We start from the raw sequence: 22,501 nt of genomic DNA on the forward strand, positions 1-22,501 counted from the left end.
CTGAGGCGGATGCCTTTTTCTCTTTTGCATCGGGCTATCGAGCCCGTTTTTCCAGCGCTGCCGAATGACGATAGGCGTCAGATCCGGGCTGCGTCTCCTCCGGATCCCTTGCTGCCGGCCTCCTGTGGATCAGGCTGCCAGCTTTTCGATCAGACCCATTTCGGCGCTGGACATCAGCTTGTCGATGTCCACCAGGATCAGCATGCGCTGTTCCAGGGTGCCCAGACCGATCAGGTAGTCGGAGTCGAAGGTGGTGCCCATCTCCGGCGCCGGCTTGATCTGCTCCTGGGTCAGGGTGATCACGTCGGAGACGCTGTCGACCACCATGCCCACGACGCGGCCGCCGATGTTGAGGATGATCACGACCGTGAACTGGTCATAGGTCGGCTCGCCCAGCTGGAACTTGATGCGCATGTCCACGATGGGGACGATGATGCCGCGCAGGTTCACCACGCCCTTGATGAAGTCGGGCGAGTTGGCGATGCGGGTAACGGCTTCGTAGCCGCGGATTTCCTGAACCTTCAGAATATCGATGCCGTATTCTTCCTTACCCAGGGTGAAGGCAAGAAATTCGTTTCCGTTGCTGTCGGTCTTTTCGCCGAAGCCGGAAAGATTCTTGGATGCAGTGTCAGACATGTTGAGGCCCTTTAAAAATCAGGAAAATACAGATTCGTCATTCAGTTGGCGGCTGGATCGCAGCAAGGCTGCCACATCGACAATCAGGGCAACGCCGCCGTCGCCCAGAATAGTAGCACCGGAAATGCCAGCGACCTTCCGGTAGTTGGATTCCAGATTCTTGACAACGATCTGCTGTTGTCCGATCAGGTCATCCACGAAAAGTGCCGCCTTCTTCCCATCTGACTCCAAAATGACCACCAATCCTTGCGAGGGATCGGTGAATGAAGGTTCGATGTTGAAAATTTGATAAAGCGGAATCAGCGGCAGGTATTCTCCGCGTACGCGCAGCACCTGCCCCTGGCCGGAGATTTCCTTGATATCTTGCGCCAATGGCTGCAAAGATTCAACCACATATCCCAGCGGCAATATATAGACTTCTTCGCCAATGCGGATCGACATGCCATCCAGGATGGCCAGCGTCAGCGGCAGCGAAATCGAAATGGTGGTGCCAAAGCCCTTGCTGGAGCGGATGTCGACCGCCCCGCCCATGGCCAGGATGTTGCGCTTGACCACATCCATGCCCACGCCGCGGCCGGAAACATCCGTGACCTGCTCGGCAGTGGAAAATCCCGGCTCGAAGATGAGCTGCCAGACCTCGGCGTCGGAAAGGTTGTCGGTCACCGGCATGCCCTGCTGCTTGGCCTTGGCCAGGATCTTCTCGCGGTTCAGGCCGCCACCGTCGTCGGTGACTTCGATGATGATGTTGCCGCCCTGGTGTTCGGCCGACAGGGACAGCGTACCGGCCTCGCTCTTGCCGCTGGCGCGGCGGGCGTCCGGCAACTCGATGCCATGGTCGATGCTGTTGCGCACCAGGTGGGTGAGCGGATCGACGATGCGCTCGATCAAGCCCTTGTCCAGCTCGGTGGCGGCGCCGTGGGTGACGAATTCGACCTGCTTGCCCAGCTTGTGCGCCAGATCGCGCACCATGCGCGGGAAGCGCGAGAACACGTAATCCATCGGCATCATGCGGATGGACATCACCGATTCCTGCAGGTCCCGGGTATTGCGGCTCAACTGGCTGACGCTGTTGAGCAGGTGTTCGTGGGTCATCGGGTCCAGCTTGCCTACGCGCTGCTCGATCATGGCCTGGGTGATCACCAGTTCGCCCACCAGGTTGATGAGCTGGTCGACCTTTTCCACGCTGACCCGGATGGACGAGGACTCGTGGCCGGCAGCGGCAGCCGCGGCGGCCTTGGCGGCCTTCTTCTCGGCTGCGGCGTGTTCGGTCACGGCCAGCGGCGCATCGTCAGGATGCGGCTGGCTCAGGGTCTCGGCGTCGGGCTTCTTGGCACTGATGTCCAGCGGCACGAACGGCGCGAAGAAGCCGTATCCCTGCTCGCGCTCCTTGTCTTCGATGGCGGTATGGTTGTCGAAGAAACCGTAACCCTGGGTGCGTTCGCGCTCTTCCTGGGTCACGAAATTATCGAAGAAGCCGTATCCGCGCTCCTGGTCGGCCGATGGTGCAGACTCAACCGCCTGCGAAATCTTGAGGTCGGCCACATTGACGATGAAGGCGCAGATGGCGACCACGTCATCGAGCGGCTCGGCCGTATCGAGGATGAAGACCCACTGCCCCTCGGGTGACTTGGTCTTCTCGATCTTGCCCAGCATGGCCAGTTCATCGGCCAGGGCCTCGGCATCCTTGTCGGCGATGACGGGCATCTCGATCCGGTAGCGGCACACGCCGCCGGGAGCAACCGGCACGCCGCCGGCCGCAGGGGCTGCAGCCTTGGCCGGCGCGGAGCTCTTGCCCTGCGACAGCGCTTCGAGCAGGCGGCGCACATCGGCCACCGCGCCCTGATCGACATCGGCGCCATGCTTGTGACCGTCCAGCATGGACTTCAGTACATCCTTGGCGGCCAGGAAAGCATCCACGTGTTCGGAGGTCAGGGCCATCTGGCCCTGGCGGATGCGGTCCAGCAGCGATTCCAGCACGTGCGTGACCTCGGCGATATCCGTCAGACCGAAGGTCGAGGAACCGCCCTTGATCGAATGGGCGGCACGGAAGACCGCATTGAGGTCCTCCGGATCCGGCGAGGCCACATTGACGGCCAACAACAGCTTTTCCATTTCGGCGAGGCCTTCCTCGGCCTCGTCGAAAAAGACCTGGAAAAACTGGCTCATATCAATGCTCATGCCTGGGCTCCATCCTGGATCAGTTCATATCGTTATTCTTGTCCTGGCAGATCAGCCAATCACCTTCCTGACCACTTCGGTCAGGCGCTGCGGATCGAAGGGCTTGACCAACCAGCCGTTCGCGCCGGCGGCCTTGCCCTTGGCCTTCATCTCGTCGCTGAACTCGGTGGTCAGCATGAGGATGGGCACGCGTGCATAGCTGGTCAGCTCGCGCAAGGAGCGGATCAGGGTCAGGCCATCCATGCGCGGCATGTTCTGGTCGGTCAGAACCAGGTCGAAGGTCTGCGACTTGGCCTTTTCCAGCGCATCCACCCCGTCTACGGCCTCGGTGACGTTGTAACCCGCGGCCTTCAGACTGAATACCACCATCTGACGCAGTGACCCGGAATCATCTACTGCGAGAATCGTTTTGGACATCGTTACTCCCTGTTTCTTCAATAAGGCTCATGCGCTCTCGCATTATGCCGCACCCTTGGCTTCGGTCCTAATGATGAGCATGGACCGAAATGACCTAGTTCAAGCTTGTCCCACTCAGAACAACTCGATGTCGCCACTTTCCATGCGCGTCTGGCGCACAGCCTTCCACAACCCACTGTCCAGCACCGTCAGGCGCTCTTCCATTGCCTGCACCGTGCTGGCCAGCAGCTCCTGCAATTCATCGTTGCTCTGCCCCTGTTCCGGGACGATCTCGAAGCTGTTGGCGCTCAACACGCCCAGCGCTTCGCGCAGTCCGATCACGCGGCGTACGATACGCTCCAGCAACTGGCTGGTCATGTCCTGGAACTGCAGGCCGGTGACGGCCGCATTGACGTAATGGCTGACCTGCCCCTGGGTATCCTTCAACTGCTCGATGCTCTCGCTGTTGATCTCGCCGCTGCCGTTCATCAAGCCTTCGAGGATGGTCTGCTGCATCTGGACTGCACGATGCAACTCCATGAAGCTGGTGCCGAGCTTGCCGATGGCTTCGCCCAGCAGGATGTTGGTCTGCACCAGGTCCGACTCGACTTCCGTCAGCTGACGGCTGCCACCACTGGCAGTATCGAGCAACAAGCGCTTGAGCTCCTGCAGCATGGTCTTGGTCGGCATATCCGGCTCTCTTCCCTTGTTCAAATGGAAAACACGTACATCAATTCCGCGCAGGGACATTGAGGCCCTGCTGCACTTCACCATCGCTGGCGTCGGTGGGGACGTTGAGCGATCCGCTGTCCTTCTCCACCATTTCCTCGGCCTTCTTGTTCATGACGATGATGCTGATGCGGCGGTTGATCGGGTTGAACGGATCTTCCTTGTCCAGCAGCACCGCCGAGGACAGCCCCACCACCCGCAATACCTTGGATTCATCCATGCCGCCGATGATCAGCTCGCGCCGCGAGGCATTGGCGCGGTCAGCCGACAGCTCCCAGTTGCTGTAGCCCTTCTCGCCCTTGGAATAAGGGGTTGCATCGGTGTGGCCGGACAGGCTGATCTTGTTAGGCACATCGTTGAGGGTGCGACCGATCTCGTGCAGGATTTCCTTGGTGTAGGGCTGCAACTGCGCGCTGGCCAGGGCGAACATGGGACGGTTCTTTTCATCCACGATCTGGATGCGCAGGCCCTCGGAAGTGATATCGATCAACAGCTGGTTCTTGAACTGCTTGAGCGTAGGATTGGAATCGATCGCCTTTTCCAGCCGCGACTTCAATTCTTCCAGCCGGGTGCGCTCCATCTTTTCCAGCTCTTGCTGGGCCTGCTTGAGGTTCTGCTTGCGCGCCGTGACATCCGTCTCGCCCTTGCGCAGTTGTCCATCCTGGCGCGTCAGGTCCTTGCCGCCCCCGGGCAGCACGGTGTTGGCGTCACCGCTGCCGGAACCGCCAGCCATGGCCACCTTCAGCGGCGTCTTGAAGTATTCGGCGATGCCGTTCAAGTCACCCTTGGCGGTAGAGCCCAGCAGCCACATCAGCAGGAAGAACGCCATCATCGCCGTGACGAAGTCGGCGTACGCAATCTTCCAGGCGCCGCCATGATGGCCACCGCCGCCCTTCTTGATGCGCTTAACGATTATGGGACGTAGCCCTTCGTCGGCCATGCCTTACTCCTGCTTCAATGCTGTAGATGTGTATCGGTCTGCGGCCTGTGGACGCATTACTTGCCCCTGGCTTGCTTGACGTGTTCTTCCAGCTCCAGGAAGGTCGGACGCTCGGTCGAGAACAGGACCTTGCGGCCGAATTCGATCGACAGCGCCGGCGCATAGCCATTGAGGCTGGCCAGCAGGGTCACCTTGACGCACTGGTAGATCTTGGTCGATTCATGCAGCTTCTGCTCCAGGAGGCTGGAGAGCGGACCGACGAAACCATAGGCCAGCAGAATACCGAGGAAGGTACCCACCAGCGCGTGCGCGATCAGCATGCCCAGCTCGGAGGGTGGGATACCCACCGACTCCATGGTGTGGACCACGCCCATGACCGCCGCCACGATACCGAAGGCCGGCATGCCGTCGCCCAGCTTGGCGATGCAGTGGACCGGGATCTCACCCTCGTGGTGGTGGGTCTCGATTTCATTGTCCATCAGGTTTTCGATCTGGAAGGCATCCATGTTGCCCGACACCATCAGACGCAGGTAATCGGTCATGAATTCGATCAGGTGATGGTCAGCCAGCACGCCCGGGTACTTGCTGAAGATGGGGCTGCTCTCAGGTTCTTCGATATCGCCTTCGATCGACATCAAGCCTTCCTTGCGGGACTTGGTGAGGATCTCGAAGAGCAGCGCCATGAGCTCCATGTAGAGCGCCTTGGTGTAGGCGGAGCCCTTGAACACAGTCGGCAGGGCCTTCAGCGTGGCCTTGATCGCCTTGCCGTTGTTGCCGACCAGAAAAGCGCCCCCCGCGGCGCCGCCGATCATGAGCAGTTCGATTGGCTGGAACAGCGCCCCCAGGTGCCCACCCGCCATGGCAAAGCCGCCGAAGACGGACGCCATGACCACGATATATCCAATGATGACTAACAAGTGCCTACTCCCGTCCCTGTGGCGTTGAGTGTATTTTCACGTTCATCAGATTACAGGTATTCCAATCAAGCAAATGAGGGAATACATATCCGAAAAACGCTCTTCCTTTTTGATTTACGGTCAAAGATGGGCAAACTTAAGACGTTACGTCTCGCAGCCCCTCCCCCGGCCATCGGAACATCCGGAACATCCGCTACATCCGCCAGCCATGCAACACCGGCCCGCCCCCTTCTGGCTGGATCACCACGTCCGGCGTGGCACCAGGAATATGGAATTCATAGCTTAGCAACAGGGAACCGGGCCGCATCTCGGCGCGCGCCTTGCGCCACAGCGCCACCATCGCGGCGGGCGAGAGGTAGGCAAAAATCACGTCGTAGTCAGCAAAATCAAGTAACAGATAATCACCCCGCACGAAACGGCAGCGATGCCGCCCCAGTGCGGCGCGCAGGCGGCTGACCAGCCAGGGCAAGGGGGCGATCTCGATGCCGATGAATTCGCTCTCGGGGCGCCGGCGGGCCAGGTCCAGCACCGCGCCGCCCAGGCCGCTGCCGATATCCAGGAAGCGGATCGCCCGGTCCGCCGGCAGCAAGCCCGCTACCGCATCCCAGGCCGCCTGCCCCGAGGGATAGAACGGCACCTGGCTGCGGAAGGTGGACCAGAACAGCAGCAGCATGAACAGGAATACCGCCAGGAACAACCACGAGGGCAAATGCAGCCGCCCCACCCCCAGCGCCGCCAGCGGAAACACCAGCAGGATCACCCACCACCAGACCGCCATGCGGCGCAGGCGCGCGGCCAACGCGGCCAGTACGCCATGCAGCAGGGAAATCTCGATGGAGGAAAAAGCCGACAGGCCCATGCGCTGGCACAGCACATCGATCAGGTTGGCCCCGATCAGGCCCAGCACAAACAGCAACAGCGCCTGAATGGCCGGCGCCTGCCGCAGCGGACGGCGGCGTGCGCCGACGTGGTTCTGGTGTTCGGACATCAGTTCAAACGGCCCCTATTGCGGATGCGACCTGCCGGGGCCGTTGCAATGCGCAGCTCCCTCAGGCGACCGCAGCCAGCGGCACGGCCACGGGAGCAGCCAGCGGCCGTGCCGCTTCGGCCAAGCCCAGCACCACAGCGTCCTTGGCCTTCTTGGTCTTGCCAGCGCGCGAAGGCATGTGGCACAGACCGCACAGGTAATCCTGGTGCAGGTCCAGACGATGCACGACAAAGTGGCCATTGCACTTGCAGCAGGGCGTGGTCATGAGCATCTTGCTTTCGAAGAAGCGCACCAGCGTCCATGCACGGGTCAGCGAGAGCACCGGCTCACCGGCGTCGTTCTGGCCGACCTGTTCCAGATAGAGCTTGTAGGCCTTCATCACGGCTTCGATGCCACTGATGCGCGCATGCTCCACCAGGTAGCGGTGAATGTTGATGAACAGCGAAGAATGGATATTGGGCTGCCAGGTGATGAACCAATCCGTCGAGAACGGCAGCATGCCCTTGGGCGGCGAAACGCCCTTCAATTCCTTGTACAACTTCAAGAGACGCTCACGCGACAGCGACGTCTCGGACTCAAGCAACTGGAGGCGTGCCCCCAGGTTGATCAATTCTATGGCCAACTGAATTTCCTGCGCCTCTGTGACAACGCTTTTCTTAGCCATGCTGCTACCCCCCGGTGATTTCGTAACAAAACTGCCTGACCCCAACCCGCTGCTCTATGCAGCCAGCTTCAGGCTTTTATTCAAGACACAAACATCGAACTGCTACTGAACGTCTTCTCCCTCCGGCGCGTGTACATCCCCTAGACACGCCGGCCCTGCTCGTCTTGTTGTTTTACGAAATTTGTTCGCTGGGCTGACAGGCCATCAGGATGGCCGCATGCGACTGGGCCAGGCTCTTGTCCTTGTTGTAATTGGTCAGCATACCGAGGATGGCGCCATCGTCGAAACGGAAACGCGTCAACATCATGTTGGTCGCGGCCAGTTTCATGATCTGCACATTGGACAGGCCTTCGATCAGGTCGGCGATCTCCGCGCTGATGCCGAGGCGGAAAATCGCTGTCGGCTTGTCGGATCGGATCATCTGCTGCGCCAGCATGAGATAGCTCAGGTTGGCGTCGCGGATTTCCGCCATCATGTCGTTGGTATTCATTTGCACCCCACCTCGGTAAGAATCTTGCATCGCTTACAGTCGGTTACATTTACTTGACTGCAAGCCAATTCTGAGGGGGGCAGGACAGGCGGGAAATTAGACTTGGTCGGTATTTTTCGTCAGCGCCGAACCAGTGCGATTCGTAGGAATTTGTCCTACAAATTTGAGATTATTCCTATATATTTTTCTTATTTCTTCTGAACAATTCAGTCCGACTGTGACTTTCAGCGCCAATCAGGAATTTCCTGATCAAAAGATTTCTAGCCTGAAATGCCGTTTTAAACTTGTCTTCCCGATAACGAAACACAGTGTAAATTATGAGGCGATCCGGCTCGCTTGTTGTTGCAGGGCGACTAGCTCAGCCACAAAAACCTTGTTCCTGATGCATCAACAGCTGCGCTCAATGTACCGGCTGGGTCGCCAACACTTAAGAAAACTTGCGTTTTTTTACAAGCGCTTGCGCTTTTTCCGCCACAAATCCGACCGGCATCGAGAATGACTACCATTCTATGACCACACAGCCGGGCTTAAAACGACGATAAGAAGCAACATTTACCTTTATTCAATTTCTGGGCGGCAAACCCGCCGCCCAGCGAGCTGAACAGAACTGAACTGAGCTGAGCGGAGCAGACACAACGCCTTACAGCCGCGCCAGCGCCTGCTCGATATCGGCAATCAGGTCCTCGGGCGATTCCAGGCCGATATTGAAGCGCACCAGCTGTCCTTCGCGCATCCAGGCGCGCCGCATGCCCTTCATCCGGTACGGCACGCACAGGCTGTGCGCCCCGCCCCAGCTGTAGCCGATCTTAAACAGACGCAGGCTGTCGACGAAGCGGTCGGTCTGCGCCTCGACATAGCGCGGATCGAAGATGACCGAGAACAGGCCGCCTGCGCCGCTGAAGTCACGCTTCCAATGCGCATGGCCAGGGCAATCCTCGAAGGCCGGATGCAGCACCGCCACGATCTCCGGGCGCTGCTTGAGCCAGGCCGCCACCTTGCGCGCAGCGGCATCATGCGCCTCGAAACGCAGGCGCATCGACGACAGGCTGCGCAGCACCATATAGACGTCGTCCATGCCCACGCCGAAGCCCAGGCGCATGTGCGCCAGCTCCAGCTTTTCATTGAGCGCCTGGTCACGCACGATCACCGCCCCCATCAATACGTCCGAGCCGCCGGACTGGTACTTGGTGACGGCTTGCATGACGATGTCCACGCCGTGCTCGAAGGCCTTGAAGGCGATGCCGGCGGACCAGGTGTTATCGATGGCCACCAGCACGCCCTTGGCATGCGCCGCGCGGCACAGGGCCGGGATATCCGGCACTTCCATGGAGACGGAGCCGGGCGCTTCGGTCCAGACCAGGCGGGTAGTGGGGCGGATCAGTTCGGCCAGGCCCTCGCCTATCATCGGATCATAGAAGCGCGCCGTGATCTGGAAATCGCGTTCCAGCCACTGGCCCAGATCCTTGCTGGGGCCATAGACATTGTCGGGCAGCAGCACATCATCGCCACTCTTGAGGAAAGCGAAGTTGACCATGGCGATGGCCGCCAGCCCGCTGGGCGTGACGCGGCAATACTTGCCGCCTTCGATCTCGGCCAGGCGGGCTTCCAGCACGAAGCTGGTCGGTGTGCCATGCAGGCCATAGGTGTAACCGAGCTTTTCGCGCCAGTCGCGCGAGCGCATGGCGGCGACATCGGGAAAAAGTACGGTGGAAGCGTGGTGGATGCCCACCGGGAAGGCCTCGAAGCCATCCGGGGCGCGATAGCTGCTGTGCACCAGCGAAGTTTGCGGGGTAAGGGAAGTCTGCTTGGGGTCGGACACGAGTCTGCCTCTGGAAACGAGAGGCGCAGCAGGAAGCTGCGCGCAAAGGCTTCACTATACGCGCAGCGCGCCGGCGCCGGAAGGCGCTCGGCCCGGTAGAAACGCCCTCAGGCAGGACTCAGGGCAATTGCAGAGCGAAAGGCTTGGTGACCGCGCCGTCGGCGCTGGACCAGGTGCCAGTGATGGACTGGCCCTGGCGGCGCCCTTCCCACTGGCCAGAGACATCCTTGCCGTTGACCGACTCTTCCATGATGAGATCGTCGCCGTCGACCTCCCCCGCCACCAGGATCTCGGGGGAACCGCCGAAGAAGAAGTAGCGCCCTTCCAGGCCATCTTCATTCTTCTTGGGTTGCAGCGAGAGCTGGATCTCCCGCCCATCGATCTGACCGCGCAACACCAGGGCGTGCGTCATCAAGGTCTGCTGCAGGGAGCCCTCCGCAGCATTGGCCGCCGGGCCGGATGAAGCGGCCTCCGAGGGCGCGGGCGCCGTAGCGCTCACTAGCGCCAGCGCAGCCGCCAGCAGGCCACGCCGCAACATCAGACTCCCCATCACTCCGCCGCGCCCCACAGATCGTGGGCGTCGGCAGCGGTGATACGCACATCGACGAACTGGCCGACTTCCAGCTTGCGATGCGGCTCGAAAGGCGGCTTCACGTAGACCACGCCATCGATCTCGGGCGCATCCGAATAGGTGCGGCCGGTGCCGCCGTTGCGATCCACCTCATCGATGAGCACGCGCAGGGTCTTGCCGACCTTGGCTTGCAGGCGCTTCTTGGAGATTTCTTCCTGCAGCTGCATGACGCGACCGCGGCGCTCTTCGCGCACTTCTTCGGGTACCGGATTGGCGATCTCGTTGGCGGTCGCACCTTCCACGGGCGAATAGGCGAAGCAGCCCAGGCGATCGATCTCGGCTTCCTTCAGGAAGTCCAGCAGATACTCGAACTCGGCCTCGGTCTCACCCGGGAAGCCAGCGATGAAGGTGGAACGGATCGTCAGGTCCGGGCACATGGCGCGCCAGGCCTGGATGCGCTCGATGTTCTTTTCGCCGTTGGCCGGACGCTTCATGCGCTTGAGCACGTCAGGATGAGCGTGCTGCAGCGGCACGTCCAGGTAGGGCAGGATCTTGCCTTCGGCCATCATCGGGATGATCTGGTCCACGTGCGGATACGGGTAGACGTAGTGCAGGCGCACCCACGCGCCGTACTGCTGGGCCAGTTCGCCGAGCGCGCCGACCAGCTGGGTCATGTGGGTCTTGACCGGCTTGCCGTTCCAGAAGCCCGTGCGGAATTTCACGTCCACGCCATAGGCGCTGGTGTCCTGCGAGATCACCAGCAATTCCTTCACCCCGGCCTTGAAGAGGTTCTCGGCCTCCAGCATGACATCGGCGATCGGGCGCGAAACCAGGTCGCCGCGCATGGAGGGGATGATGCAGAAGCTGCAGCGATGGTTGCAGCCTTCGGAAATCTTCAGGTAGGCAAAGTGCTTGGGCGTGAGCTTGACACCCTGCGGCGGCACCAGGTCGATGAAGGGGGCATGCGGCTTGGGCAGGTGCTTGTGCACTGCCTGCATGACCTCGCCCACGGCGTGCGGGCCGGTCACTTCCAAGACCTTGGGGTGGATCTTCTGGATGATGTCATCGCCCTCGGCATCCTTCTTGGCGCCCAGGCAGCCGGTCACGATGACCTTGCCGTTCTCGTTGAGGGCTTCGCCGATGGCGTCCAGCGACTCCTGCACGGCGGCGTCGATGAAGCCGCAGGTATTGACGATCACCAGGTCGGCGCCGTCATAGGACTTGGCGGTATCGTAGCCTTCGGCGCGCAGCTGGGTCAGGATCTGTTCGGAATCGACCAGCGCCTTGGGGCAGCCGAGGGAGACGAAACCGACCTTGGGCAGGGCCGGGGTAGCAGGAGAAGACGGGTTGGACATGGCAGATGGCTCAATGAGACGGGCCGGGAAACGGCCGGAAAGACGGAAAAAGCGAAAAAGGCTTTAAAAATCAGGGCGCTATTGTACATCGTCCGCTACCCGGCGCTCGCTTTTGCCCGTTTCTGTCCTCTCTTGACGGCGATCGCCGTGGTCCCAGTCATGGGATTGGCCTAGGACGACCATGTAGACCTAGGGCCACATCAGCCATGCAGCCACGCATCAAATCTTATGAGCAACGTCACAATCGATACGGGTGTTGCACATGAGGGACGAGATGGTGGCACACCGCCAGTCTTGATGTGCCATCTTCAGTTTTTTGACATTCTTCAACTTGGCGTAGATGGGTTGCGGCATGTCCAGCGCCGGAATACCCGGGAAAATATCGATTGAGAGCCGGCGCATCCATAGCGTACTGCTGGTTTCACGAGAAAGATTATCCAGCTTGTACAACAGCACTTGTCCCAATTGAAGCCCAGCGGCAAAGCAACTCGACAGCGCCCAGCTCTCGGCCGTATTTTTGCGTTCCGGTGACACGATCGCAGAGGCGTTGAGCGCCCCCTGATTGAGCATCAGCTCATTGATGACGATCGCTTGTTTTTCCTGGCCGACGCCAAATTGGCTCCTACGCTTCTCGTGGAAAAAAACCAGACTGACTCTCATGCTGGAGATACCCATCTCCAGCACATAGGCACCCGGTCGGGCTTCCCGAATACTTCCATGGAGCGTGATCGCGTCCAGGGACTCTTCCACTGGCTCTTTTCCAGCGAACACCTCCATTTTTTCAACCAGTTCAAGGGAAAATTCATCTTCAGGAAAAACCTGACGAAATACGCTGCCCAGGCACAGGATGGCGAACTCAATGGCATCGATGCTGCTGAGATGGGGCTTTTGCCTGCTCTCCCCCTTTTCCGACCAGACTTCCGGCAGGAGCACCGAACCGATGCATGAGAAGTTCAGAACATCGTCCTTTTCCTCCAACGCAAAGTTCGACATCACCTGCCTAGTATTTACGTAGCCACACCCGAAATACCGCGATTCACGGGCGCCTAAAAATTCGTCGATCGATTGGTAGTAACTGAATGACATATTTGCCGTCCGCAAATAAAGGTAAATTACATGATCAGTTGGCTGTATCTGGCTTGGGCCATGGCGATCGCATCGGAGATAGGCATGACAGGCTTTCGTCCGAGAATGCTGGTGATGCGATTGGCGCGCTCTTCGATGGAACCGCCAATCATGTAATAAGGAATCGACAATTCGTCAAAAGTCGCCTTAAGCAGGTCATCCGACGCCGAACGAAATAGCTCATTGACTGGACGATGCCCGTCCTTGGCAAGTGGCAGTTCGTTAGGCAGGTGCACGAACAGGTCGAAGGATTTTTTCACGTGCCGCTTAAAGACCTTCCCTAACTCGGCCATGACCGCTTCAAAGTAGGCCAGTTCGTCGGTGCGTGCGACGCGCTGGCCGGGTTGCAGACTGATCGACGCATTCGGATTGATGCCATAGGCCACGCGCACGCTGCCGTAGATCCATTCCTGCAGCGAACATCCGTCCGATACAAAATCGGGTGACCGGTCATGCTCATGAACGACTCGCTCCATGTGACGAATCACAATCATCTGGATCAACTCCAGTGAGGTGCACTGGTCGAGATCCTTCCCTGGCGCTGCTTCGGGAAGGATCTCGCGCATGGTGCGCGCCTCAGTGCGCGGCAACGCCAGGTAGTGGCTGAGCACGAGCGAGGTCAGCGTCTTGCCTGACGAGTAGGTTCCTGTTATGCCCAGGCGCATGTGCTTGCCTCCGGGTCAGAAGTAGGAAGCGATACTGGCAGCCTGATGTTCCACTCGCCGCCGGATCCCCTCAAGATCAGCATTGACGACCGTAGGCGCATAATGAATCTGGTGGATATCTGCTTCCTCTATCCCCACGAACTTCAGCCAGTCGGTCAGATAGGGGGTACTAAAGTCCGATCCAAAGTTCGTCGGAATGCCAGGGTGATACACACCGCTGGCATGTATGATGCAAGCCTTCCTGTTCTTCAGCAGGCCGCTGTATCCATTCTCAAGATCGAAGCCGAATGCCCAGCCCGGCTGGGTGACGACATCGATGAATTGCTTGAGGACATAGGGCAGCCCGTTGTTCCAGAGGGGCACGTTGATCACATAGGCATCGGCAGACGCAAACCGATCAAACACAGCCTTGATGCTGGCCCATGCATGTTTTTGTTCAGAGGTCGCCTCGGCACCGGTAAACATCGCCATCTTGGCACCGACGGCCAGTTCGCCGAACGCCGGTAGCTCGCCGGAGAACAAATCGAAACGATCAACTTCAATGGCCTTGTGCTTTTCCAGCTCACGCAGGAACACTTCCGTAAGCTGTAACGAACGGCTGTCTGCACCACGAGACGACGAATTGATATGCAAAATCTTCATGCTGCAAATCCTCCTTGAATAAAATCGAGCCTTAACTTTAATGCAATGATTTCCTCGAAGGAATTCCCAAAAAAACGCCACTCTGTGTGCATAAATACCCCGATGAATACCTTGCAATGGGACGATGTCCGATACTTTCTGACCTTGAGCCGGGAGGGCAGTTTGTCCGCGTCGGCCAGGGTGCTGAAGGTCGAACATTCGACGGTCGCACGCCACGTTGGCAATCTCGAAAAGACGCTGAGAGTCAAACTGTTTGACCGCCTGGCGCGGGGATGGGTATTGACCACGGAAGGCGCCGAACTGTCCAAGCAGGCTGAACAGCTGGAAGTGGAAATGCATTCGCTGTGGCGCGCCGCTCTGGCGAACACAACGCTATCGGGCAAGGTGCGCGTGTCGGCACCACCTATCCTGATGAGCGATTTTCTCGTTCCGCGCCTTCCTGCTTTTCAGGAAAAATATCCCGATATCGAGCTGGAGGTCATCGGGGAGGCTCGAGGCGTCGACTTGACGCGCGGCGAAGCGGATATCGCGTTACGCATGGGCGAACCCGTCAGCCCGCTGCTGGTAGCGCGGATGTTGTGCAATGTGAGCTACAGTGTCTATGGCATTCCAGCGTGGCTGGAGCGGCCGGAATCAGAGCGCAGCTTCATCGGACTTGACCAGGAAAGCCCCTGTAGACAGAAGGCCTGGCTGGAGAGTCAGGTGGACCAACGCCGATATGCGCTGCGGACCAATGACATTCGCGCCATGTGTCACGCTGCGATGTCCGGGATCGGCCTGGCGCTTTTGCCGCGATTCATGGTGGCAGAAGACACTCGTCTGGTAGCTATTCCCATGCCGGAGACTCCACCACCCTGCCCTTTGTATCTGGTCATGCATTCCGACGTTCGCAGGGCGCCGCGCATCCGCGCGACGGCGGACTTTCTGATCGACCTGATTCAGTCGCAAGCCCACAACTTCTGAGCAGACCAACATTGTGCGGAATGTTTTCGTTCGGGTGAGTTACGCGTCGGCGCGAACTTGCTGGCGCGCTGTTTGCACTTCCGGAGCCTTTACCTGCTTTTATGCTGACGAGGCAGACAAGGAGCTTCACTACTCGAGGAAATGAACTAGTTGGCAATGCGGGCCTGAGAAATGCCATAAGATGGGGCCGATCACGGCAAGGTCATCGCTGCATCATGCTTCGCTTCAAGGTACTGAAGCTCTGCCGGCACCAACAGGTACCGGCAGAATGAAAGCTTACTTCTTCTGGTCCGGACCGGCGCCGGGATTGCCGAAGGGGAAGGTGCCGAACATGTTCTTGGTCTGGCTCTGCATCTGCTCCTGCATCTGGATGAACAGGTTCTTGCTCTGCTCGATGTAGTTGCTCATCATGCCCTGCATCATCGGCCCCTGTACGTTCATGAACTGGGTCCACATCTCCGGGCTGAAGGGCTTGCCCTCGTAGAAGCCCTTGGAGTTCTCGGCCAGCTTGTTCTGGATGTCGATGAAGGTCTGGATGTTCTTTTCCAGGTAGTTGCCCATCATGCCCTGCATGGCGTGGCCATAGTAGCGGATGATCTGCGAGAGCGCGCCGCTGGAGAACATCGGCACGCCATGCGACTCTTCTTCCAGGATGATCTGCAACAGGATGCTGCGGGTCAGGTCGTCGCCGCTCTTGGCATCGACGACGGTGAATTCCTCATTGTCCAGCACCAGCTGCTTGACGTCGGTCAAGGTGATGTAGGAACTGGTCTGGGTGTCGTAAAGACGGCGATTGGGGTATTTCTTGATCAAGCGATCTGCCGAATTTTTTGCAGTAGTCATCTGAAGTCCAGTCTCTCTCATTACAGCCGTTTGACGGCCTTGGTTTGCAGCGGTTGCGGGCCGCGTCGCTGCGTTCCCGACCCGCGGGCGTCCGGGGCATTGATCTTGCCCTCTCCTTGCTTCTTCTACTGTGTTGCCTGCTCTGTTGCAGCTTGCTCCGCCGTGGCGTAACTTGCCGCCTGCTTTTTGCAGGGCAGCAACGCAGGCCATTATAGGGGGGAAGACAAGAAAATGGGGAGCCCATTCATGCCTGGCGGAGAAAATCCCCGCCAGTGAGAAGCCGGATGCGGCGATGCACCGCGTCCGGCCCCATCCAGCTACGGCCGGTCAGCCCATGTAGAGGCCGCCGTTGAGGGAGAAGTCCGAACCGGTGGCGTAGCCGCCTTCGGACGAGGCGATCCAGGCGACGATGGAGGCGATTTCCTCCGGCTCGCCCAGGCGCTTGACAGGGATGCCCGAGACGATCTTCTCCAGCACTTCCGGACGGATCGCGCGCACCATGTCGGTACCGATGTAACCCGGCGAGACGGTGTTGACGGTCACGCCCTTGGTCGCCACTTCCTGCGCCAGCGCCATGGTGAAGCCGTGGATGCCGGCCTTGGCGGTGGAGTAGTTGGTCTGGCCGAACTGGCCCTTCTGGCCGTTGACCGAAGAGATGTTGATGATGCGACCGAAACCGCGCTCGCACATGCCTTCGATGACTTGCTTGGTGACGTTGAAGAGCGAGTTCAGGTTGGTGTCGATGACGGCGTCCCAGTCATCCTTGCTCATCTTGCGGAACTGGCCGTCGCGGGTGATGCCGGCGTTGTTGACCAGCACGTCCACTTCGCCGATCTCGGCGCGCACCTTCTCGAAGGCGGCCTTGGTCGACTCCCAGTTGGAGACGTTGCCTTCGGATGCATGGATATCGAAGCCCTGTTCGCGCATCGTGGCCAGCCACTTGTCCTTGCGCGTGGAGTTGGGGCCGCAGCCGGCCACCACGGTGTAACCGTCCTTGCACAGACGGGTGCAGATAGCGGTCCCGATGCCGCCCATGCCACCGGTCACATATGCGATACGCTTGCTCATTTGCTGCCTCCTTATTGGATGGTGATTATTGGGGTACTACCCTGCACCCCTGTTTCGCGTCTGCTGTGCGCCGCATTGGTCGGGAGGCCGCGTCTTGACTGGCTTCCCTGTATTGGTCCGACCTGCGCCGCCGCGGATGCGGCGCTGGCCGTCTCTCTCTGCCGGCGGCTCCGGAATGGCCGGGTCACCGCCCTCTTTTTTATCTCCGCCGGCTTCTGGTCCCTCCCCTGGCCGGCTGGCTGATTGCTTCAGGCCGCCAGCTGGTCGGCCTTGACCTTGACGTAGCGGCCCGGGGCCGGCTCGATGTGCTTGTAGCGCGTGGAACCGGCTGCCTTGGGCGCGGCCACCTTGCGCCCGCCATGCTTGGCCAGGAACGCCGCCCACTGCCCCCACCAGCTGCCGGGATGCTCGGTGGCGCCCGCCAGCCAGGCGTCGGCACCGCTGCCGGCCTTGGCCTTGTCGTTGATCCAGTAGTTGCGCTTGTTCTTGGACGCCGGATTGATCACGCCCGCAATGTGGCCCGACGCGCCCAGCACGAAGCGGTTGTTGCTGCGCTTGGCGGTGTTGATCAGGCCCAGCGAGGCATAGGCCGACTTCCACGGCACGATGTGGTCATCGCGCGAAGCGTAGATGAAGGCCGGCGCATTGATCTTGCGCAGGTCGATCTTCTCGCCGCCCACCGTCAGGCGACCAGGCTCCTTGAGCGCATTCTCCAGGTACATGTGCCGCAGGTAGTAGCAGAACATGGGGCCCGGCAGATTGGTGCTGTCGGCGTTCCAGTACAGCAGGTCGAAGGCGCTGGGCTTTTCGCCCTTGAGGTAATTGGATTCGACGTAGTTCCACAGCAGGTCATTGGGACGCAGGCTGGAGAAGGCGCTGGCAAAATCGCGCCCGGCCATCAGGCCGCGCTGGCCGATCATCTGCTCGCGCAGGGCCAGTTGCATCTCGTCGATGTAGACGTCGATGGCGCCGGTGTCGGAGAAATCGAGGAAGGTGGTCAACAGCGTGAGGCTGGCCACCGGGTCTTCGCCACGCGCAGCCAGCAGGGCCAGCGCGCAGGAAAGGATGGTGCCGCCCACGCAGAAGCCCAAGGCATTGATCTGCGGCTGCTTGCTGATTTCCTGGACGATATGGATGGAACGCACCACGGCGTCGTCCACGTACTGGTCCCAGGTGGCGGTCTCGACGGCGGCGTCGGCATTGCGCCAGGAGATCAGGAACACCGTATGGCCCTGCTCCACCGTATAGCGCACCAGCGAATTGTGCGGCTGCAGGTCAAGGATGTAGAACTTGTTGATGCACGGCGGCACGATCAGCAGCGGCACTTCGTGCACGGTCTTGGTCAGCGGCTTGTACTGGATCAGCTGGAACAGCTCGTTCTCGAAGATCACCGAACCTTCGCTGGCGCCGACATCGCGACCCACTTCGAAGGCGGTCTCGTCGGTCTGCGAGACGTGGCCCTTCTGCAGGTCGGCCAGCAATTGCGCGATGCCCTTGGTCAGGCTCTCGCCGCGCGTCTCGAGGATCTTCTGCTGGGCCACCGGGTTGGTGGCCAGGAAGTTGGCCGGCGACATCGCATCGATCATCTGCTGCACTGCAAAACGCAGCTTGTGGCGCACCTTCTCGCTACCCTGCACTGCATCGGCCAGGGCCAGCAGGAAGCGGGAATTGAGCTGGTAGGCGGCAGCCTGGAATGCGAAGTAGGGATGCTCCTGCCAGGCCGGGGCCGACAGGCGGCGGTCGGTGATGGCCGGTGTCTTGGCCGCCAGCATCGATTGCCACAGCGCACCGAACTGCTGGGTATAGTCCTGCTGCAGGCGCACCAGTTCGGCCGGGTCGATGGTCGCACCGTTGTCAGCGAGCTGCTTGAGGAACGCTGTCGGATCGACCTGGCTGCCGGCCGGCGGCGCGCCCATGGCGGCAAAGCCAGGGAAAGCCTGGGCCGGCGGCTTGAATGGGGCGAACTGGGATTGGAATTGCGACTGCAGAGCGGTCCAGAACTTCGGATCGGACATCTGTGCCAGCCACGCGGATACATCGGGAGAGGGTTGCTGCGGATTCTGCTTGTTCATGCTCGGATCTGCAATTTTCGCGTATCTTTACGGTTTGTATCGAAGCGCCATATCACCATGTACATCGTCGCTATCGCGTGGCTCTACGTCGTCTTCATGATGTCGATCACCGAACAGTCAGCAGTCGCTGGCGTAGCCACTTTCCTGCTGTACGGGATATTTCCCTTGACCGTTGTTTTATACCTGATGGGTACGCCGCAACGCAAGCGGAATCGTCAAAAGAAAGCGAAATTGAAAGCTGGCCGCAAGGAAGAGGCCGGATATGACAGCACGATGAAACGCGAGCACCAGGACGGCGGACAAGATACCGAGACACCGCCGCGCTGAATGGCGGGCAGTGATGGATAGTCCTAAAGACTAACAAAACTGCTGCCCGGCAATTGAGCGGCATACGTCCAAAGCCCTTGTCGCAGGCCGGTTTGCGCAGCGCAACATCCTCCGCCTTCGATCCAGAAACTCAGTTTTTCCTCAGTTCTTCCTCAGTTCTTCAGACTCCGCCGCAGGTCGATGCGACGATAGCGGTGTTTCAACACGGCAAGCATGTCGCGCAAGACGGCCGATCCGCGCCAGGGCGGTGAGACATAGGCCATACGTAACTGCACGATGTCACTTTCGCGTAATTCACAGTCAAGCATGGCGATCATGCTGCCCTCCAGGTAGGCATACACATGGACCTCGTTGGGCTGCCGCTCGCGCGGCCCCTCGATCTTCCAGGCCGCAGGCAGGGGCAAGGCGTTCACGCAGCACCTCCCTGGCGCAGCAGTGCCGAGGCCAGATGCAGGCCCAGCAGCAGCAATCCGATGAAGAAGCAGCGCCGAAAAGTCACCGCCTGCACCCGGCCGCGCACGCGCGCACCGATGGACATGCCCAGCAGCGCCGGCAGCAGCAGCACCAGCGAAGCCCAGCCTACGCCACCGCTGAAGGCTCCGCCCTGCCCGAGGTTGACGGCCAGCGCCAGCGTGGAGACCGTGAAGGACAATCCCAGCGCCTGGATCAGTTGCTCGCGCGGCAGTCCCAGCGCCTGCAGATAAGGCACGGCGGGAATGACGAACACACCAGTGGCTGCCGTCACCAGCCCGGTCGCCAACCCGACCGCCGGCGACCACCACTGCTCCTGCGCCGGACTCACGGACGGCGTCCAGGAAGCCAGTCCGGCCAGCGCATAGAGCACCAGCGCCAGGCCCAGCACGATGATGGCGCGGCGGCCGCCATCGGCATTCATGAAGCTGCCGCCAGCCAGCGTTCCCAGCACGATGCCGGCCAGCAGCGTCCACAGGCGCCGCACCAGCGCGCGCAAGGCGCCGCCGGTGAGCAACTGCCAGCCATTGGTCACCATGGACGGGACGATCAGCAAGGCCGCTGCCTGCACCGGCGGCATCATCAGGCTCAACAAGCCCACCGCCACGGTCGGCAAGCCCAGGCCGATGACCCCCTTGACGAAGCCGGCCAGCAGGAACACCGCCAGGCTGGCGGCCAGCACGGTAGCGCTCATGTCGATGCTGGAAAGGAAGCTGCTCATGACGAAAATGGAAAAGCGCCCTGCGGCGGAAAGGTTGAGAAGGCTTGGAAGGCTGGCACGTCTTCGAAGGCTTACCAGTCTGCCAGTCCTCGCGCCGACTGGAAATGTGGAATACACTTAGCCAGCCTTCGGCCAAGGCGAAGGCTGAAGGCTGAAGACTGAAGGCTGATCCCTCCCGTCCCTTCCTCCCCCCTCTTCCATGAGCAACCGATTCGAACTATCCGACCTGCGCCTGTTCCTGCACATCGTCGAGAGCGGCAGCATCACCGGCGGAGCGCAGCGCGCCCACATGGCGCTGGCCTCAGCCAGTGCGCGCATCCGCAACATGGAAGACGCGCTGGGCACACCCTTGCTGGAACGGGGCCGGCGCGGCGTGCAGACCACCGACGCCGGACGGGCGCTGGCGCATCATGCGCGCATGATGGCGCAGCAGATGGAACAACTGCGTGATGAACTGGGCCAGTACGCGCGCGGCCTCAAGGGCCACATCCGCCTGCTGTGCAATACCTCGGCCATGACCGAGTTCCTGCCGGAAGTGCTGGCGCGCTTCCTGGCGCGGCACCCGCATACCGATATCGAGCTGGAAGAAAAGCTGAGCTATGAAGTGGTGCAGGCCGTCATCGATGGCGTGGCCGACGTCGGCATCATTGCCGACTCTACCGACAGCGGCCCGCTGCAGACCTATCCCTTCCGCCAGGACCACCTGGTGGCAGTGCTGTCCAAGCGCCATCCCCTGGCGCGCCGCAAGTCGCTGGCCTTTGCCGAACTGCTGGGCGAGGATTTCGTCGGCCTCTCCGGCGACAGCGCCTTGCAGCAGCATCTCTCGGGCCACGCCACCCGCGCCGGCAAGCGCCTGCAATACCGGGTGCGCCTGCGCAGCTTCGATGGCATCTGCCGCATGGTCGAGCATCAGGTGGGCGTGGCCGTGCTGCCGGAGACAGCGGCCCTGGCCAGCACGCCCCACATGGATATCCGCGCCATCCCGCTCTCCGATGGCTGGAGCCGACGCCAGTTGCTGATCTGCGTACGCGGACTGGAGGGCTTGCCCGGCCCCACCCGCGAACTGATCCAGGCGCTGCAGGCCCATCCCTGAGCCCATGAAAAAAGGCGGCTGTGAAAGCCGCCCTCCGCCCTGATGATCGCTGCAGTCTTACCGGATCAGATCACTTCAGCCAGACCAGCGAGGCCATCCGCCCCGTGGTCTTGTCGCGCCGGTAGGAATAGAAGCGCGTATCGGCCACGGTACACAGGCCGCCGCCACTGACCTCGGTCACCCCCACGGCGGCCAGCCGCTGGCGCGCCAACTGGTAGATGTCGGCCAGGTACTTGCCGGGACGGCCCGGATAATCGCGGAAAGCGGCGGCCGCTGCGGCCTGCTGCGCCACGAAAGCCTGCCTGACCTCGCCGCCGACCTCGAAGTGACCCGGACCAATGGCCGGACCCAGCCAGGCCATGATCTCTTGCGCACCGCGCGCGCGCATGGCGGCCACGGTCTGCTCCAGCACTCCGGCCGCCAGCCCGCGCCAGCCGGCATGGGCCGCACCGACCACGCTGCCGGCGCGGTCGCAGAACAGCACCGGCAGGCAGTCGGCCGTCATCATCACGCACACCGCACCGGGGGTGCTGCTGATGCAGGCATCGGCGGTGGGCTGATCGGGCAGCGCGGCGGCGTCGAGCACGGTCACGCCATGCACCTGCGTGAGCCACGCCGGTTCGCTGGGCAAGAGCCGGCCCAGCAGCGCGCGATTGCGCGCCACCAGGGCGGCATCGTCTTCCACATGCAAGCCCAGGTTCAGGCCGGGGCCGCCCTGCCCGTCATCATAGGGGGCAGGACTGAAGCCGCCGGCGCGCAAGGTGGTCAGCGCGCCGATGTTGGCCGGCGCAGTCCAGTCGGGAAGAAGCAATTCCATGGGGCGGGCGC

The 22,501-nt window shown here is 60.8% G+C and carries 24 protein-coding genes; 3 read left to right on the plus strand and 21 right to left on the minus strand.

Annotation, left to right across the window (positions count from 1 at the left end; translation table 11 throughout):
• Window positions 1-129 precede the first annotated feature (129 nt).
• The 15 genes from ACP92_RS14915 to ACP92_RS14985 all read right to left on the minus strand — a co-directional run bounded on the left by ACP92_RS14915 (window position 130) and on the right by ACP92_RS14985 (window position 14,115).
• Complete coding sequence (locus ACP92_RS14915) at window positions 130-636, minus strand: chemotaxis protein CheW (RefSeq protein WP_013234939.1); 507 nt, start codon at window positions 634-636, stop codon at window positions 130-132.
• A gap of 18 nt (window positions 637-654) precedes the next feature.
• Window positions 655-2,814, minus strand: a complete 2,160-nt coding sequence (cheA, locus tag ACP92_RS14920; protein WP_041310940.1) for a chemotaxis protein CheA — start codon at window positions 2,812-2,814, stop codon at window positions 655-657.
• A gap of 51 nt (window positions 2,815-2,865) precedes the next feature.
• On the minus strand, window positions 2,866-3,231 hold the full coding sequence (locus ACP92_RS14925) for a response regulator (protein WP_013234941.1): 366 nt from the start codon (window positions 3,229-3,231) through the stop codon (window positions 2,866-2,868).
• 114 nt (window positions 3,232-3,345) lie between these two features.
• Window positions 3,346-3,900, minus strand: a complete 555-nt coding sequence (locus ACP92_RS14930) for a hypothetical protein (protein ID WP_013234942.1) — start codon at window positions 3,898-3,900, stop codon at window positions 3,346-3,348.
• Window positions 3,901-3,940: 40 nt separating this feature from the next.
• The gene (gene motB / locus ACP92_RS14935) at window positions 3,941-4,879 is read right to left on the minus strand and encodes a flagellar motor protein MotB (protein ID WP_013234943.1); all 939 of its coding nucleotides are present in this window, start codon (window positions 4,877-4,879) and stop codon (window positions 3,941-3,943) included.
• Between the two features lie 56 nt (window positions 4,880-4,935).
• A complete protein-coding gene (motA, locus tag ACP92_RS14940) occupies window positions 4,936-5,796 on the minus strand; it encodes a flagellar motor stator protein MotA (RefSeq protein WP_013234944.1) in 861 nt (286 codons plus the stop codon).
• 193 nt (window positions 5,797-5,989) lie between these two features.
• Window positions 5,990-6,784 carry a class I SAM-dependent methyltransferase gene (locus ACP92_RS14945; protein WP_048348581.1) on the minus strand — a complete coding sequence of 265 codons (795 nt, stop codon included), beginning with the start codon at window positions 6,782-6,784 and terminating at the stop codon, window positions 5,990-5,992.
• 61 nt (window positions 6,785-6,845) lie between these two features.
• Window positions 6,846-7,448 (minus strand): flagellar transcriptional regulator FlhC, encoded by a 603-nt coding sequence (gene flhC / locus ACP92_RS14950; RefSeq protein ID WP_013234946.1) that lies wholly within the window; start codon window positions 7,446-7,448, stop codon window positions 6,846-6,848.
• A gap of 172 nt (window positions 7,449-7,620) precedes the next feature.
• Complete coding sequence (flhD, locus tag ACP92_RS14955; protein ID WP_008329990.1) at window positions 7,621-7,938, minus strand: flagellar transcriptional regulator FlhD; 318 nt, start codon at window positions 7,936-7,938, stop codon at window positions 7,621-7,623.
• A 640-nt stretch (window positions 7,939-8,578) separates the two neighbouring features.
• Window positions 8,579-9,757: a cystathionine beta-lyase gene (locus ACP92_RS14960; protein ID WP_013234947.1), complete on the minus strand. Its 1,179-nt coding sequence runs from the start codon at window positions 9,755-9,757 to the stop codon at window positions 8,579-8,581.
• Window positions 9,758-9,875: 118 nt separating this feature from the next.
• Window positions 9,876-10,307: a hypothetical protein gene (locus tag ACP92_RS14965; protein ID WP_013234948.1), complete on the minus strand. Its 432-nt coding sequence runs from the start codon at window positions 10,305-10,307 to the stop codon at window positions 9,876-9,878.
• On the minus strand, window positions 10,307-11,683 hold the full coding sequence (gene rimO, locus ACP92_RS14970) for a 30S ribosomal protein S12 methylthiotransferase RimO (protein ID WP_013234949.1): 1,377 nt from the start codon (window positions 11,681-11,683) through the stop codon (window positions 10,307-10,309). The genes ACP92_RS14965 and rimO overlap by 1 nt, the downstream gene beginning before the upstream one ends.
• 219 nt (window positions 11,684-11,902) lie before the next feature.
• A complete protein-coding gene (locus ACP92_RS14975) occupies window positions 11,903-12,769 on the minus strand; it encodes an AvrD family protein (RefSeq protein ID WP_013234950.1) in 867 nt (288 codons plus the stop codon).
• A 26-nt stretch (window positions 12,770-12,795) separates the two neighbouring features.
• Window positions 12,796-13,473, minus strand: a complete 678-nt coding sequence (locus ACP92_RS14980) for an AAA family ATPase (protein WP_013234951.1) — start codon at window positions 13,471-13,473, stop codon at window positions 12,796-12,798.
• A 15-nt stretch (window positions 13,474-13,488) separates the two neighbouring features.
• Window positions 13,489-14,115: an FMN-dependent NADH-azoreductase gene (locus ACP92_RS14985; RefSeq protein WP_013234952.1), complete on the minus strand. Its 627-nt coding sequence runs from the start codon at window positions 14,113-14,115 to the stop codon at window positions 13,489-13,491.
• A 102-nt stretch (window positions 14,116-14,217) separates the two neighbouring features.
• On the opposite strand from ACP92_RS14985, the gene ACP92_RS14990 reads away from it, so the two are divergent.
• The gene (locus ACP92_RS14990) at window positions 14,218-15,078 is read left to right on the plus strand and encodes a LysR family transcriptional regulator (RefSeq protein ID WP_048348582.1); all 861 of its coding nucleotides are present in this window, start codon (window positions 14,218-14,220) and stop codon (window positions 15,076-15,078) included.
• A 276-nt stretch (window positions 15,079-15,354) separates the two neighbouring features.
• On the opposite strand, the gene phaR is transcribed toward ACP92_RS14990, so the two are convergent.
• The 3 genes from phaR to ACP92_RS15005 form a co-directional block, all read right to left on the minus strand.
• Entirely contained in the window at window positions 15,355-15,921 is a 567-nt protein-coding gene (gene phaR, locus ACP92_RS14995; protein ID WP_013234954.1) for a polyhydroxyalkanoate synthesis repressor PhaR, read from the minus strand.
• Between the two features lie 327 nt (window positions 15,922-16,248).
• On the minus strand, window positions 16,249-16,989 hold the full coding sequence (locus ACP92_RS15000) for a 3-ketoacyl-ACP reductase (protein ID WP_013234955.1): 741 nt from the start codon (window positions 16,987-16,989) through the stop codon (window positions 16,249-16,251).
• A 248-nt stretch (window positions 16,990-17,237) separates the two neighbouring features.
• Window positions 17,238-19,061 carry a PHA/PHB synthase family protein gene (locus ACP92_RS15005; RefSeq protein WP_041310942.1) on the minus strand — a complete coding sequence of 608 codons (1,824 nt, stop codon included), beginning with the start codon at window positions 19,059-19,061 and terminating at the stop codon, window positions 17,238-17,240.
• 57 nt (window positions 19,062-19,118) lie between these two features.
• Between ACP92_RS15005 and ACP92_RS15010 the strand changes: the two genes are divergently transcribed.
• Complete coding sequence (locus ACP92_RS15010; protein ID WP_041310944.1) at window positions 19,119-19,388, plus strand: hypothetical protein; 270 nt, start codon at window positions 19,119-19,121, stop codon at window positions 19,386-19,388.
• A 152-nt stretch (window positions 19,389-19,540) separates the two neighbouring features.
• Here the strand turns inward: ACP92_RS15010 and ACP92_RS15015 are convergent, their stop codons facing one another.
• Together ACP92_RS15015 and ACP92_RS15020 are read right to left on the minus strand one after the other, a co-directional pair.
• Entirely contained in the window at window positions 19,541-19,801 is a 261-nt protein-coding gene (locus ACP92_RS15015; protein ID WP_041310946.1) for a hypothetical protein, read from the minus strand.
• Window positions 19,798-20,580 (minus strand): sulfite exporter TauE/SafE family protein, encoded by a 783-nt coding sequence (locus ACP92_RS15020; RefSeq protein WP_048348583.1) that lies wholly within the window; start codon window positions 20,578-20,580, stop codon window positions 19,798-19,800. Before ACP92_RS15020 ends, ACP92_RS15015 begins: the two co-directional genes overlap by 4 nt.
• Window positions 20,581-20,779: 199 nt before the next feature.
• Here ACP92_RS15020 and ACP92_RS15025 point away from each other — a divergent pair, with 199 nt between their 5' ends.
• The gene (locus ACP92_RS15025) at window positions 20,780-21,673 is read left to right on the plus strand and encodes a LysR substrate-binding domain-containing protein (protein WP_013234958.1); all 894 of its coding nucleotides are present in this window, start codon (window positions 20,780-20,782) and stop codon (window positions 21,671-21,673) included.
• Window positions 21,674-21,743: 70 nt separating this feature from the next.
• Here ACP92_RS15025 and pgeF read toward each other — a convergent pair whose 3' ends face one another.
• Complete coding sequence (pgeF, locus tag ACP92_RS15030) at window positions 21,744-22,490, minus strand: peptidoglycan editing factor PgeF (RefSeq protein WP_013234959.1); 747 nt, start codon at window positions 22,488-22,490, stop codon at window positions 21,744-21,746.
• Window positions 22,491-22,501: the final 11 nt, after the last annotated feature.

Source organism: Herbaspirillum seropedicae (assembly GCF_001040945.1).
GTDB lineage: Bacteria > Pseudomonadota > Gammaproteobacteria > Burkholderiales > Burkholderiaceae_D > Herbaspirillum > Herbaspirillum seropedicae.